9 protein-coding genes are annotated in these 14,894 nt (G+C 43.4%); all 9 read left to right on the forward strand.

The features are described from left to right. Positions 1–567 precede the first annotated feature (567 nt). The 9 genes from FTU91_RS03090 (at position 568) to mutS (ending at position 14,884) form a co-directional block, all read left to right on the forward strand. A complete protein-coding gene (locus FTU91_RS03090) occupies positions 568–1,440 on the forward strand; it encodes a MetQ/NlpA family ABC transporter substrate-binding protein (protein ID WP_086195120.1) in 873 nt (290 codons plus the stop codon). A gap of 73 nt (positions 1,441–1,513) precedes the next feature. Beyond that, entirely contained in the window at positions 1,514–2,539 is a 1,026-nt protein-coding gene (locus tag FTU91_RS03095; protein ID WP_180043649.1) for a methionine ABC transporter ATP-binding protein, read from the forward strand. After that, complete coding sequence (locus FTU91_RS03100) at positions 2,536–3,231, forward strand: methionine ABC transporter permease (protein WP_086195118.1); 696 nt, start codon at positions 2,536–2,538, stop codon at positions 3,229–3,231. Before FTU91_RS03095 ends, FTU91_RS03100 begins: the two co-directional genes overlap by 4 nt. A gap of 242 nt (positions 3,232–3,473) precedes the next feature. Continuing rightward, entirely contained in the window at positions 3,474–7,043 is a 3,570-nt protein-coding gene (gene dnaE / locus FTU91_RS03105; protein ID WP_086195117.1) for a DNA polymerase III subunit alpha, read from the forward strand. Positions 7,044–7,076: 33 nt separating this feature from the next. Continuing rightward, the gene (locus tag FTU91_RS03110) at positions 7,077–7,934 is read left to right on the forward strand and encodes an RNA methyltransferase (protein WP_086195116.1); all 858 of its coding nucleotides are present in this window, start codon (positions 7,077–7,079) and stop codon (positions 7,932–7,934) included. Then, positions 7,927–8,736 carry a serine O-acetyltransferase gene (gene cysE / locus FTU91_RS03115; RefSeq protein WP_086195115.1) on the forward strand — a complete coding sequence of 270 codons (810 nt, stop codon included), beginning with the start codon at positions 7,927–7,929 and terminating at the stop codon, positions 8,734–8,736. The genes FTU91_RS03110 and cysE overlap by 8 nt, the downstream gene beginning before the upstream one ends. 111 nt (positions 8,737–8,847) lie before the next feature. Beyond that, a complete protein-coding gene (locus tag FTU91_RS03120; RefSeq protein ID WP_180043651.1) occupies positions 8,848–9,762 on the forward strand; it encodes an ABUW_2363 family tetratricopeptide repeat lipoprotein in 915 nt (304 codons plus the stop codon). Between the two features lie 131 nt (positions 9,763–9,893). After that, positions 9,894–11,903, forward strand: coding sequence for an alpha/beta fold hydrolase (locus FTU91_RS03125; RefSeq protein WP_180043653.1), 2,010 nt, complete (start codon positions 9,894–9,896; stop codon positions 11,901–11,903). A 329-nt stretch (positions 11,904–12,232) separates the two neighbouring features. Then, on the forward strand, positions 12,233–14,884 hold the full coding sequence (gene mutS / locus FTU91_RS03130) for a DNA mismatch repair protein MutS (protein ID WP_180043655.1): 2,652 nt from the start codon (positions 12,233–12,235) through the stop codon (positions 14,882–14,884). The last annotated feature ends 10 nt before the right edge of the window (positions 14,885–14,894 follow it).

Genomic DNA, 14,894 nt, shown 5'->3' on the forward strand with positions numbered 1-14,894 from the left:
TGTTCAAATGGCGATTCAGCGTTTAATTGGTTTTGGGAAAAAAGAAGAGTTTAAGGAAATTTTGGCAATTTTAAGAAAGCAGAATCCTGATAGGATAAGGGTTCTGTGAAATTTGTCGTGTACAGAGAGTATTTTTATCAATATCCATTTTTTAGCTTTGTATTTTCAAAAAATTTATATAGAAACAAAATTCTTTAATTATCGGTTTTACTCATTTCAATAAATTTAATCTATTGTTTTATGAATTAATTTATAAAAACGTCTCACTTTTTTATGCAAAATTAAGCTAAATATCAGATTTATAATCACTATTATGCATAAAAAAAATTGTTATGATGTATCCAATTTTTAGGAATAAGTCATCATGAAAATTGTTTGATTACAGCAATTTGCTTTTTTCAAACAAAAAACATCTCTCCATGATGCTACCGATATCCAATTGCGTTGATGAATGGGACATTTTAAAGTTATCTGCATCAATCAGTTGATCTGATTCACACTTGATTTAATCTCTCCAATGACATATTCGTAAATTTATCGCCAAATTAAATTTACTAGGACATATACATGAAAAAGCTCCTTGGTCTTGTTTTAGGTCTTTCAGTTGGCTTGTCTGGCTGTGGTAAGCAAGAAGCGCCTGCAAATAATGCAGCTCAAACAAAAGACGCGAATGGTCTGCAAACGGTCACTATGGCGTCTACAGGTTCGGATGCAGAAGTTTGGCGTTATATTGCCACACTTCCGGAAACCAAAACTGCTGGTATTAAGCTTGAAGTGAAAAACTTCACTGACTATGTGTCTATGAACACAGCAGTAGCCAATAAAGAAATTGATGTGAATGCCTTCCAGTCTTATGCCTACCTGGTTGCTTTTAACGAATCCAATAAAGACAAGATTGCTCCGCTTTCTACCACTTACCTGGAACCAATGGGTATTTATTCAAGTAAAGTGAAGAAACTTGATGAATTCAAAACAGGTGCAACGATTGCCATTCCTAACGATGGTGCAAATGAATCACGTGCATTATTGTTACTTCAATCTGCCGGTTTGGTTAAATTAAAAACTAATTTTGACAACGTAAAAGGCACCCCTGCCGATGTTGTTGAAAACAACAAAAAAATTGTGATCAAACCAATTCAGATGGCAACTGCTGTACGTGTAAAAGACGAAGTCGATGCCATTGTTTTGGGTAATACTTTGGCAATGGAAGGTGGCTTAAATGTGCTGAAAGACTCTATTTATTATGAGCCAATCGACCAAAGCACCAAAATGAATGTCAATATTCTTGCTGTTGCAGAAGGTCGTCAAAATGACCCAGTATTGCAAAAAGTAGGTGCACTTTACCACTCTGAAGCCGTGAAAAAATTTGTGCAACAGAAATTTGGCGGTACCAAAGTTGACGTAAATAAACCGATTAGCTATCTCACTGACTCGAAATAGTAATATAATTGGTTTATCTAAACAGGCAAAGTTTCTTTGCCTGTTTTTCTTTTTATAGATAGTTTTTGACCATATGATTGAATTTAAAAATATTTCAAAACATTATCAGCTTAAAGGTCAAACAATTCGTGCCTTGGATCAAATTAATTTACAGATTCCAGATGGCAGTATTTTTGGCATTATTGGCTATAGTGGTGCGGGTAAAAGTACCTTAATCCGCCTGATTAATTTGCTGGAACGACCAAATGATGGTCAAGTCATCATTAATCAAAAAGATTTTACCGCATTGGATGCACGTTCATTACGTCAGGAACGTGCCAACATCGGGATGATCTTTCAGCATTTTAATTTGTTGCAGAGTAAAACTGTCGCAGCCAATATTGAAATGCCAATGAAACTGTTGGGCTGGAGCAAAGCCGAGCGTGAAAAACGTTTAGCGGAATTGCTCGAGTTTATCGATCTTAAGCATAAGAAAGATGCTTATCCGGATGAACTGTCTGGCGGTCAAAAACAGCGTGTCGGTATTGCCCGTGCCCTCGCCAATCATCCTAAAATTTTACTCTGTGATGAAGCGACTTCGGCACTGGATCCGCAAACCACCAAATCTGTTTTAGATTTGCTTAAAAAGATTAATAAAGAACAAGGCATTACCATTGTTATGGTGACCCATGAAATGGATGTGATTGAATCTGTTTGTGATTATGTTGCGGTAATGGAACAGGGTAAAGTGATCGAAACCGGTTCGACGCTGGAAATTTTCAGTCAGCCACAGCATCCAACCACGAAGAATTTTATTCAGACCGTTTTGCAGCAGCAACTTCCTTTTAATATTCTACAAAACCTGGAAAATCAAAATCATAACAGCATTTATAGCCTGCAATTTTTGGGTACATCTGCACAAGAAACCGTAGTACAGGCAGCCATTAAACAGTTTGATATCAGCTTGAATATTCTGTTTGCCAATATGACTGAAATTAACGGTTCAGTAATAGGACAAATGTTTGTCCAGCTGCTAGGTGATCCTGTGGTGATTGAGCAAGCTGTTGCATTTTTCCAGCAAAATGGGGTCAAAGTTGAACAGTCTGGAGTCAGCGCATGAGAGATTTAATTGTTCAATGGCTGACTGAAATCACGGCGCCTTACTGGAAAAGCTCACTTTCGATTGACCAGTTTGTAACCGCGCTGCAAGAAACCTTGCACATGGTGTTCTTTGCCATGCTGTTTGGTTGTATCTGGGGCTTTATCCAGGCCATCATTTTGCTGGTGACCCGTCCGGCAGGCATTTTGCCAAACCGGGTGATTTATCATGGCTTAAACCCGATTGTAAATGCGCTACGTTCCTTACCCTTTATTATCCTGCTGATTGCCTTTATTCCACTGACTAAATTACTCGTGGGCACATCAATTGGTACATGGGCGGCAATTGTGCCGTTGACCATTTATATTGGTCCTTATATGGGTCGATTGATTGAAACTTCATTGCTTGAAGTAAATGAAGGTATTATCGAATCAGCGCAAGCCATGGGTGCTTCGCCCCTGCAAATTATTTTCAAGTTCATTTTGCCTGAAGCACGCAGTTCACTGATTTTAAACCTTACTACGGCAACCATTAGCCTGATTGGTGCAACGGCGATGGCTGGTGCGGTCGGTGCCGGTGGTATTGGCGATCTGGCCATTTCCTACGGTTACCAGCGTTTTGATACCAGTGTAGTCATTTTGACCGTGATTGTGCTGTTATTGCTGGTGCAATTTGTACAGACCTTTGGTGAATGGCTGTCACGATTAAGATAAAATACCATTATTGAATGCCCTCTCGATTGAGGGCTTTTTTATATTCAGAATTAAGTTTAAGTACCGCTTCACTTCCAATCAATATTAGGAGGACTCAAATTCGTTTAGCCTACTGATATGATTTTAATCACCTATTCATCACACTTAAAAAGTCAATTTTGAACTTGAATTAGCTAAATAATAATCCATGACTTTTCCTAGAGCATGCTAAACTATCCAGTGGTTTTTGCAGGGACTCATTTATGCACTTTGTTCATCTTGGTATACATACAGAATTTTCCATTACAGAATCTATCGTACGTATATCTGATCTAATTAAAGCTGCTGCAAATGATGAAATGCCAGCACTGGCCATTACCGACCTGTCCAACCTGCATGCTGCGGTAAAATTCTATAAAAAATGTCTGGATAAAGGCATTAAACCTATTTTAGGTTCAGAAATCCGCCTGAATGATGCTGAACATCGTGTGACATTATTGTCCATGACCAATAAAGGCTGGCGCAGTCTGACCGAACTGGTTTCTCAAGGTTTTATTTCAGGTCAGCAACTCGATATTCCTTGTGTACAAAAAGACTGGATTTTAGATCAGCATCAAGACCTGATTGTGCTATTGGGCATGCAATCTGATGTTGGCAAAATGCTGATCACATCAAATCCAGATAAAGCTGAACCCCTCCTTCAAGAATGGATTGAAAAATTCGGCAATCGGGTTTATTTAGCTTTGACCCGTACCAACCGTCCTGATGAAGATGCCTTTATTGAAGAAGCTGTCAAACTTGCAAAAAAATACAATATAGGCGTGGTCGCCCATAACGACGTACACTTCATTACACGTGATGATTTTGAAGCACATGAAGCCCGGGTCTGTATTGCCGATGGTTATGTATTGGGTGATAACCGCCGTCCTAAAACCTATAGCCCTGAACAGTACTTTAAAACTGCTGTAGAAATGACGGAACTATTTTCAGATATTCCAACAGCCATTGAAAATACCTACCACATTGCCAAGCGTTGTAATGTGACTTTACGCTTAGGTTTTAATGACTTACCGGACTACCCAATTCCGGAAGGTCATACCATTGATACCTACTTTGCACATTTATCCGAACAAGGTCTGGAAGAACGACTTAACTTCCTATATCCACCTGAAAAGCGCGGTGAAGACTGGCCGGAAATCCGTAAACCTTATGACGAGCGTTTAGCCTTCGAAGTAAAGATTATTCTCGACATGGGTTTCCCCGGTTACTTCCTGATCGTGATGGACTTTATTCAATGGTCCAAAGGTAACGGTGTACCTGTCGGCCCGGGCCGTGGTTCAGGTGCCGGTTCACTGGTGGCGTATAGCTTAAAAATTACCGATCTGGATCCACTGCGTTATGACCTGCTGTTCGAACGTTTCTTGAACCCGGAACGTGTGTCGATGCCCGACTTTGACGTCGATTTCTGTATTGCCGGTCGTGACCGCGTAATTGACTATGTGGCACGTACTTATGGCCGAGATGCGGTATCACAGATTGCCACTTTCGGGACCATGGCGGCCAAAGGTGCAATTCGGGACGTGGCACGTGTTTTAGGTAAATCCTATGGTCTGGCGGACCGTATTTCCAAAATGATTCCAACCAAGCCCTTGGGTTTGAGTCTGGAAGAATCGCTGGAAGCTGAGCCGCAGCTCAAGGATATTGTCACCAATCCGTCCAACCCGGACAATGACGATGCCGCTGAAATCTGGGAAATGGCACTCAAACTTGAAGGCATTACCCGTAATACCGGTAAACATGCCGGTGGTGTGGTGATTGCACCGACCAAGCTGACCGACTACTCAGCTGTAATGTGTGATGCCGACGGAACTAACCGTGTTGCCCAGTTCGATAAGGACGATGTCGAAGCAGCTGGTCTGGTCAAGTTCGACTTCTTGGGTTTACGTAACTTAACCGTAATTGAAGATGCGATTAAGCATATCAATGCGCGTCCAGATGTCACAGAACCGGTCAATATTTCCTATATTCCACTGGATGATAAACCGGCCTACGAAATCTTTGCCAACGCCAACACCACTGCGGTATTCCAGTTTGAATCCGTGGGCATGAAAAAAATGCTCAAGGAAGCACGTCCAAGCAAATTCGAAGAAATTATTGCCTTCGTGTCTTTGTACCGTCCGGGTCCAATGGACCTGATTCCTGACTTTATTCATCGTATGCATGGCGGTGAGTTTGAATACCTGCACCCATTACTGGAAAAAGTTCTGGAACCGACCTACGGGATTATGGTGTATCAGGAACAGGTGATGCAGGCTGCACAGTTCTGTGCCGGTTATAGTCTGGGCGGTGCGGATTTACTGCGCCGTGCCATGGGTAAGAAAAAACCTGAGGAAATGGTCAAGCAGCGCCAGATCTTTATTAAAGGTGCTGCTGAAAAAGATATTGATGAAGCGACCGCCAACCATATCTTCGACTATATGGAAAAATTTGCCGGTTATGGTTTCAACAAATCACATGCTGCCGCCTATGCCCTGGTTGCTTATCAGACCGCATGGCTAAAAGCACATTATCCTGCAGAGTTTATGTCTGCGGTAATGACCTCGGAAATGCAGAACACCGACAACATCGTGTTCCTGATTGATGACTGCCGTATTAATGGTCTGGAAGTTCTTCCGCCATCTATCAATATGTCCTTATATAATTTCCATGCCAGCAGTCCGAATACCATTGTCTATGGTTTAGGTGCAATTAAAGGCGTGGGTGAAGCTGCAATGCAGTCGGTGATTGATTCACGCATACAGGATGGTCCTTATAAAGATTTGTTTGATTTCTGCCACCGAGTCGATCTGAAAAAAATCAATAAACGTACCCTTGAAGCACTCATCCGTGCAGGTGCGATGGACTGTTTGGGCATTGAACGTGCTGACCTCATGGCGCAACTTCCTGAAGCGGTTCAAGCCGCAGAACAGGCACGTTCAAACCGTGAATCTGGCATCATGGATTTATTCGGTGAAGTTGAGGAAGTTCAGCGCAAACCAGCCAAACCGGTCAAACCGTGGTCAGATGAAGTTCGCCTCAAAGGTGAAAAAGACACTTTGGGACTGTATTTAACCGGACATCCGATTGATGTGTATCGTCCAGAACTTAAATCCTTTATTCCTGCACGTATTAATGAGCTCACCCCTACACGCCGTGGTGTGACTACCGTATTTGCCGGGCTGGTGGTCGATGTCGCCAACTTCCCGAACCGCATGATGGTTACTCTGGATGATGGCACTGCACGTATAGAAGTCTCGGCCAATCACGAACGTTTCCAACGCTTTAAAGACATTATTCAAAATGAAAAAGTGGTGGTGATTGAAGGAGAAATTTATGAACGTGAAGGTTTTGACCGTCCTATGGGACGCCTGACCAAAGCCTTTAGCCTGAATGAAATTCGTCAGAAACGTGCCAACAGTATTCAAATCAAGCTGAACGCGGAACATCTCAACCCTTCACTCAGTCAGGATTTACGCAAAATCTTAATGCCATTCTGTAATGTCGATATGTGCAATCATATCCCGATGCAATTACACATTGATTATTCCTATGCCTCTGCTGATATCAACCTGGGCCTGAATTGGAAGGTGGCTCCACTGGATGAGTTACTGACGAAATTACGTGACTATTTTGGTAAAGACGTAATTCATATTGAATATCAGGTCAAATCCAAGGCGGCCAAAGCTGTGAGTTACGAGCAGGCCATGCCTGCGAATGTCCCGCCGCCTCCAGCCAATGTGAGCATGGATGAAGCGATGGATATGTATCAGGCTGAAGCCACTCAATATTCTTAATTTTTAAATATTTAAATTCAAATCGGACACCTTATGAGTCAAGTTGACAATGCTGTGGTTTCCGCACATCTCTCTCATGTGCGTATTGTCATGGTCAATACTACCTTGCCTGCCAATATCGGCAGCGCCTTACGTGCCATGAAAACCATGGGCCTATCCAGACTGGTACTGGTAGAGCCTAAAATCTATCCGCATCCTGATATTGATGCACTGGCCGCAGGCGCAACCGATCTGATTGAACAGATTGAAATTGTGCCGACTTTGCAAGAAGCGATTAAGGATTGTCATCTGGTCTTTGGTACCAGTGCACGTAACCGCACCATTCCCTGGCCTTTACTCGATGCCCGCCCTGCTGCAGAAAAATCATTGCAAGCTGTGGTACAGAACAAACAGGAAATTGCGATTGTATTTGGTCGTGAAGATCGCGGTCTGACCAATGAAGAACTGGCGATGGCCAATTATCATGTCACCATTCCGGTCAATAGCGATTATGGCGTACTGAATGTTGCTCAGGCCATTCAGGTCATTTGCTATGAAATGCGTATGGCTGCCATGGCATTGACTGAACAGGCGGAAGACCCTAAAGCCACCATGCATGTCACCGATGACATTGACATGCAGTGGGATGAGCCTTTGGTAACGCATGAACAGATGGAACAGTTTTACCCACATATTGAAAAAATGCTGGCCGAAATTGAATTTATGGACCCGAAAAACCCACGATTATTGCCTTTACGCTTGCGTCGTTTATTTGGACGTATACAATTAGATCGTATGGAATATCATTTACTGCGTGGCATCTTTAGCCGTGTACAGGCATTGAACAATGGTACATGGAAAAAATCTACAGACAAAACAACCGATTCTTCAGAGGATCAATCCAATGCTTAAACAGCTCAAAGAAGACATCCAAGCTGTATTCGCGCGCGATCCTGCAGCACGAAACACTTTAGAAGTTCTCACTACCTATCCCGGCATTCATGCACTGATCATGCACCGTATTGCCCATGAACTTTGGCAAAAAGAGTGTAAAGGCTCTGCTCGCCTGCTGTCTTCTTTTAGCCGTTTTGCCACCGGCATTGAAATCCATCCGGGTGCCAAAATCGGGCGCCGTTTCTTTATCGATCATGGCATGGGTGTAGTAATTGGTGAAACGGCTGAAATTGGAGATGATGTCACGCTCTATCACGGCGTCACTTTGGGCGGTACCACCTGGAACAAGGGCAAACGTCATCCTACGCTGGAAGATGGCGTGGTGGTTGGTGCAGGTGCCAAAATTCTGGGCCCTTTTACCGTGGGTAAAAATGCCAAAGTCGGTTCCAATGCCGTCGTAACCAAGGCTGTTCCACCGAATACGACTGCTGTAGGAAACCCGGCACGCTTTATTACCAAAGATAAACCTAAAGATGCAGAAGAAGCCCGCCGTCGTGATTATGCAGAAAGTATTGGCTTTCAGCCTTATGCAGCTACACAGGACCAGTCTGACCCGATTCTGGATGGCATGCGCGTACTGCTGGACCGGATTCAGCTTAATGAAAAACGTATGAATACCCTATGTCAGCGTTTATCAGTGATTGATCCTTCATTTAAAAAGCAGCAGCAGAATGAACAACCTTTTAGTGCAGAAGAATTAAAAATTATGGAGGACGTTCGCCGTGAATGCGAAGCGCAAAGCAGTCAATCCAAAGCCTGAACGGCTGTCCTGAATATTAACAAGCCCTGACTTGTATGTTCCTGAAAGTTTTTTTAGACTGAGGAACATACCTACTAATTAATTTTAAAATTAAATGAACGGATGACACCTATGACCCTTAAGCCTTTGGCATGTACATTGATTGCTGTTTCTTTACTCTCAGCCTGTAGCTCGACACCAACAAAAGATAAAAATTCCAATGCACCGATCGTTTTCACTGAACCTGAATTGACTGCTCCGTTTTATGCACTAAATCCATTTAACTATGATGCCCCACCTCCATTTGAAATTGCCTTACAAAAAGCTGCTGCACAGCCGGTAACCAAAATGGAAGTCACACTGCCGGGTGATCCAAAGAAAAAAGTGATGCTTGATGTCAACAAGCTGATTATTCCTACCGTAAACAGCAAGCAACGTAATGTAAAATATGCGGTTGTGGCGGGTGACAATGAAGTAGATATCACCGAAGTTGATGACTTCTTGCAGCTGGTAGAAGGCAAAGCACGCCATTATCCGCCTCGTTTTACTGAACGTCAGGAACGTAAAGGCTTTGAAGCCAAACTGAAACAAGTGACTCAACAGCTCGATACCCTGGCATCTAAAGAAAATGCCTCTTTTGATGTGTTGATTCGTGCATTTAAAGCCAGTGTTATGGCACGTAACCTGGACTTAGGTTCAGTCTATACCACCAAGTCTTTAACTTATGCACAGCGCATTTTAAAAATTAACAAAGAAGATGCTGAAGCAAACTTCTGGTTCGGTTTTGGCTTATCTGAAGGTGGTGGTCAACGTGAAGCTATTCCTTATTTAGACAAGGCCATGAAGGCAGGTGTGCAGGAAGCCTATTTATCTGCGGCAAACAATTACATTGCCATGGAACAAAAGAAAAATGCGATTCAGGTCTTGAAAAATTACAAAGTGAAATATCCGCAAGAAGCTGAAGTGGCTGACCGTTTAATTGCAGAAATTGAAAAGCAAGGTCGCTGGAATGTATGGCAAGTACTTAATCCGGCTAAAACGTCTTAATTTTTCTTTGTCCATTCACCTTTCAGATAGACCGTTCAAAACGGTCTATTTTTATATGTACGAATTGAAAATTAGAAGAATCATCGTATGATGAACAAAACTCAAATAAATACTGAACGTAGACATACTTTATGCCAAAACAAATATATCAGCTTTTATTTGCCTCGCTGCTGAGTAGTTATCTGCTTACAGGTTGTCAAATTGTCAGCGTCAAAAGCCAGGGCATTAATGTCACCATTGCCAATGAACGTGAAAGTATCCTTACCCGAAATAAATTGAGTGAAGCCAGTTTAAATGTGCTGTCCATGACCGGTCGTGAAGCTAAAATCTGTTCCGACCAACCCGACCAGTGTATTCAGGAACTGCAACAGATTCCGCAAATTCAGGACGAACAGCTGCTCTCTACCTCCAGCGAAATTTACCTGGCCAAAGCATTGGAATTTGAAAATTCTTCTGACTGTAAAACCAGTACTTTAGCCAGTACCCGATCTGAAGAAAAACAGAAACAGCAACAAGAAACCTATGATCAATGTCTGGATCAGCAACTGTATATGCTGGATAAAAGTATCCGCTACAGCTATGCCTACATGTTTAAGACCAAACGACAGCCCAAAGACCGCATTTTTGACAACCGGCAGGTGCAAATACGTGACTTTTATAATTTAGCACTGGCTAAACTGGTAACTGCTTATGCCTTGCGTCATAAACCTACTGTAGTTGAGCCACAGGTCAAGGTGGGTAAAAGTATTTATCAGATCAACTTTGATTACTATCCACAGCTCAAAAATCAGAAAATCGAGCAGCTGCTTTCCAGTTACAACCTGAATTTTTCAGGCTTACGTTCCATTAACCGTCGCGATGGTTTTGGCTCAGAATTTGTCCTGGTTCTACCGCAGGTCAAGGATGGTATTAGCGAAGGGAAAAATAAATATATTATTAACCCAATAAATTTCAGTTACAAAAACGGGGTCAATCCCAATATTCATCAGGCCCGCTATTTAGCGGCAACCCTGACTGCCCAGCCTAAAGCGGCCAGCAGTGTAGAAGACATTTTAAACAATGCAGAATTTGAAATAAAAGCCTTTGATCCGTACAAATATGATCAGGTCAATATGGCCGGAAAGACCTATCCGCTGGCTGGAAACTTTTCTACGCCTTATGGCTTATGGCTTGCACAAAACAATCTCGGCCGGGCAGCCTATTTAACCCTTATTGACCGTGATGATCATCTCACCATGCCGCATTTATATATGCTGGAACCTTATAATCCGAATAAAAAAGTGATTGTCTTAATCCATGGTCTGGCCAGCAGCCCTGAAGCATGGATTCGTCTGACTAACGATATTATGGGGGACACAGTACTACGGGAAAATTTTCAGGTCTGGCAGGTATTTTATTCAACTAATATGCCGATTATGGAAAGCCGTTTTCAGATTTATGCCCTATTGACTCAGGCCTTTGCCCAGGTCGATGCCAATGCCCCTGCCAAAAAAGATGCGGTACTGGTCGGACATAGTATGGGGGGCATTATTGCCCGGCTTTTGGTCAGTGATGCAGACTTAACCCAAAAAGCCTTATCCATGATGAATAATCGTCAGTTAAACAAGTTTCAAAAATTACCGATTATTTCGCAGCGCCTGGTCATCAAGGACATTCCTAATTTTTCTCGGGCGATTTTTCTGGCCACCCCGCATCGGGGAACCGATTATGCCGATCGCTGGTTTACCAAGGCAGCACGTAAAATCATCCGTATTCCCGGAGCTTTCCTCTCTGCGATTAGCGATAGCATACAAACTCAGGATCTGGATTTGAAAGAGCTGTTACAGCAGATTGATCATGGCCTGATTCAAAATGGACCGAGTGATTTAAGTTATCAGTCCAAGTTTATTGAACTGACCAAAGACATTAACCCGCGTAAAGGATTGGTCTTTCATTCCATTATTGGCAATATCACCAACAGTAATGATATCCATGTGATCACTGATGACATAGTGCCCTATAAGAGTGCCCATCTGGAGGGTGCTATTTCGGAAAAAATTATTAAAGGCGGTCATTCCATTCAGGAAACACCAGAAGCTGTTTTAGAATTGCGTCGTATCTTGCGTCTACATTTAACCAGACTTGGTTTGCATCAGCCCTAATGTCCGCTTGAGTTCTCCAGTTTCGTATCAACCCGCAGCGTCATTTTCATTGCCGGTACAATCAGCACTGCGATAAAACCCGTCAAACTGTTCTCCTAATTTTTATTCATTTACTGCAAAGCATTTTTCGCAATTCATGCAAATTTGATAAGATGTCTGAGCAAATGAAATAGCGTTTTTCCATAGCTCGGGTTGGCTTGAAAATAACAATAAGAACAAAGCCAGAGTCTAGGATTTAACGCATATCGTTTCATGCATAAATTTGAAATTGGTGAGACAGCCAAATTTTAACGATGAGATGTATTTAAATATTTAAGGATTTTACCTCAATGAGTTACCCGGAAATCATGGCTGATCTTTCCACTTTAACGCCGATGATGCAGCAGTACATGAGCGTCAAAATGCAGCACCCGCACTCCCTGATGTTTTATCGCATGGGTGACTTTTATGAACTGTTTTTTGACGATGCCCATAAAGCCGCCAAATTACTGGGGATTACCTTAACCCACCGCGGTAAGGCCAATGGCGAACCGATTCCCATGGCAGGTGTTCCCTATCATGCCGCTGAAGGCTATTTGGCCCGTCTGGTCAAAAAAGGCGAAACCGTGGTCATTTGCGAACAGCTTGGTGAGGGCGAGAGCGCAGGCTCTCGCGGAAAGGCACCTATGGAGCGTGGTGTGGTGCGTATCATCACTCCGGGCACCCTGACCGATGATGCGCTATTGAACAGTCATCAGTCTTCCAATCTGGTTGCACTCTGCTTACATCAGGGGCAAATTGGTATTGCATTGCTGGATTTAAGTGCCGGTATTTTCAAGGTACAACAACAAGAGTTTCATCACGAACAACTGGCAATTGAACTTTCCCGCTTAATGCCAAGTGAAATTGTGGTAGATGAAGATATTGTCGATCCCAATATTATCGAGCAGATCAAAAAACAACTCGACTGCCCTGTGACCCGTCGTCCGAATGTCGATTTCAACCTGAATAATGCACAAAAAACCTTATGTGACCAGTTCGCGGTATCTACCCTGTCCGGCTTCGGAATTGACCATTTACCGCTGGCCAAAGCGGCGGCAGCGGCACTGATCCATTATGCCAAAGAAACCCAGAAAACTGCTTTACCGCATATCCGCTCGATTCAGCTAGAACAAAGCAGTGATTTTATTGCGCTAGATCCGGTCACGCGTCGCAATCTGGAACTGGTTGAACCTCTATTTGAACATGGTACATCCCTGTTCCAGCTGATCAATGACTGCCAGACTGCCATGGGTGGCCGACTGCTCAGCCGTACACTGATGCAGCCTTTACGCGACACCAAAATACTGGATGCCCGTTTGGATGCCATTGCCGCTATGTTGAGCGGTTATCATGAAACACCGATTCGTCTGGTCCTGAAAGAAATTAGCGATATTGAACGTGTACTGAGCCGTGTCGCTTTAGGCAGTGCACGTCCGCGTGATCTGGTACAACTACGTCAGGCCTGTGCGCAAATTCCTTTTTTACGCCATGCCCTACAGCCAATGATGCAGACTAAGCAATCCGTTCTAATTCAGCAGCTGACAGATGAACTAGGGGATTTTAATGGCCTGCATCAACGCCTGATGTCTGCGATTGTCGAAAACCCTCCGGTATTACTCCGTGATGGCAATGTCATTGCAGAAGGATTTGACAGTGAACTGGATGAGCTGCGTAAAATCCGTGATCATGCAGGCCAGTTCCTGATTGATCTGGAAACTCAAGAACGTGCCAACACCGGCATTTCAACCCTGAAAATTGGCTATAATCGTGTCAGTGGCTACTATATTGAACTGACTCGTGCTCAAGCCGAGCAGGCACCGGATCATTATATCCGTCGCCAGACCTTAAAAAATGCCGAGCGTTATATCACGCCGGAACTGAAATCTTTTGAAGATAAAGTCCTGTCCAGCGAATCACGTGCCCTTGCGCGTGAAAAAATGCTGTTTGAAATGCTGCTGGATGAATTACGTCAAGACATTGGCAATTTACAGATGATGAGCAGCGCTATTGCCCAGATTGACATGCTGGCCAATTTTGCCCATCAGGCGCGTTTACGCAACTGGTCCCGTCCAGAATTCAGCCCTGAAATTGGGGTTAAAATTGTTGCAGGCCGGCATCCTGTGGTGGAAGCCTTAAGCAAAACTGCTTTTACCCCGAACGATACCACACTAGACTTTAACCACCGTATGGCCATTGTGACCGGTCCGAATATGGGCGGCAAATCCACCTTTATGCGTCAAACCGCACTGATCAGTTTACTGGCCTATTGCGGTTCCTATGTGCCTGCAAAGTCCGCAGTATTAGGCCCGATTGATCGCGTGTTTACCCGTATTGGTTCAGCAGATGACTTATCGACCGGTAAATCGACTTTTATGGTGGAGATGACCGAAACTTCGCAAATTCTGCATCATGCCACCAACCAGTCTTTGGTACTGATGGATGAAGTCGGACGCGGAACCAGTACCTATGATGGTTTGTCTCTAGCCTGGGCTTGTGTGATTGACCTGAGCAAACGGATTAAGTGCCTGTGCCTGTTTGCGACTCATTATTTCGAGTTGACCGAACTGGGCAAGGAATCAGGAATTGATAACTATCATGTCACAGCCAAGGAGCTGAACGGTAATTTAATCCTGCTACACAAGGTTCAGCACGGCCCTGCCAGTCAAAGCCATGGCTTACAGGTAGCAAAACTGGCCGGTATTCCTGCCAGCGTGATTAAAGAAGCACAAAATCGGTTAAAGATTCTGGAAAAACAGCAACATCAACAGGTCAATAAGGTAGTACAAAATGACTTGTTTAGTGCGATCGATGAACCGGCTGTAGAAATTATTGAACGTGTAGTGGAAATTGAAAAAGATAGCCCTGCACTAAGGTTGTTAAGATCGCTGGATGTAGACAATCTTTCTCCCCGGGAAGCCTTGCAACAAATTTATGCTTTAAAAGATGCCCTGGAAAGCTAATTTAAATCTG

The organism is Acinetobacter sp. YH12201 (assembly GCF_013418145.1).
Taxonomy (GTDB): domain Bacteria; phylum Pseudomonadota; class Gammaproteobacteria; order Pseudomonadales; family Moraxellaceae; genus Acinetobacter.

Bases quoted from the DNA above. Each gene is read 5' to 3' on its own strand.
- FTU91_RS03090 (WP_086195120.1), top strand. From the start codon at position 568: ATGAAAAAGCTCCTTGGTCTTGTTTTAGGTCTTTCAGTTGGCTTGTCT.
- FTU91_RS03095 (WP_180043649.1), top strand. From the start codon at position 1,514: ATGATTGAATTTAAAAATATTTCAAAACATTATCAGCTTAAAGGTCAA.
- FTU91_RS03100 (WP_086195118.1), top strand. From the start codon at position 2,536: ATGAGAGATTTAATTGTTCAATGGCTGACTGAAATCACGGCGCCTTAC.
- dnaE (WP_086195117.1), top strand. From the start codon at position 3,474: ATGCACTTTGTTCATCTTGGTATACATACAGAATTTTCCATTACAGAA.
- FTU91_RS03110 (WP_086195116.1), top strand. From the start codon at position 7,077: ATGAGTCAAGTTGACAATGCTGTGGTTTCCGCACATCTCTCTCATGTG.
- cysE (WP_086195115.1), top strand. From the start codon at position 7,927: ATGCTTAAACAGCTCAAAGAAGACATCCAAGCTGTATTCGCGCGCGAT.
- FTU91_RS03120 (WP_180043651.1), top strand. From the start codon at position 8,848: ATGACCCTTAAGCCTTTGGCATGTACATTGATTGCTGTTTCTTTACTC.
- FTU91_RS03125 (WP_180043653.1), top strand. From the start codon at position 9,894: ATGCCAAAACAAATATATCAGCTTTTATTTGCCTCGCTGCTGAGTAGT.
- mutS (WP_180043655.1), top strand. From the start codon at position 12,233: ATGAGTTACCCGGAAATCATGGCTGATCTTTCCACTTTAACGCCGATG.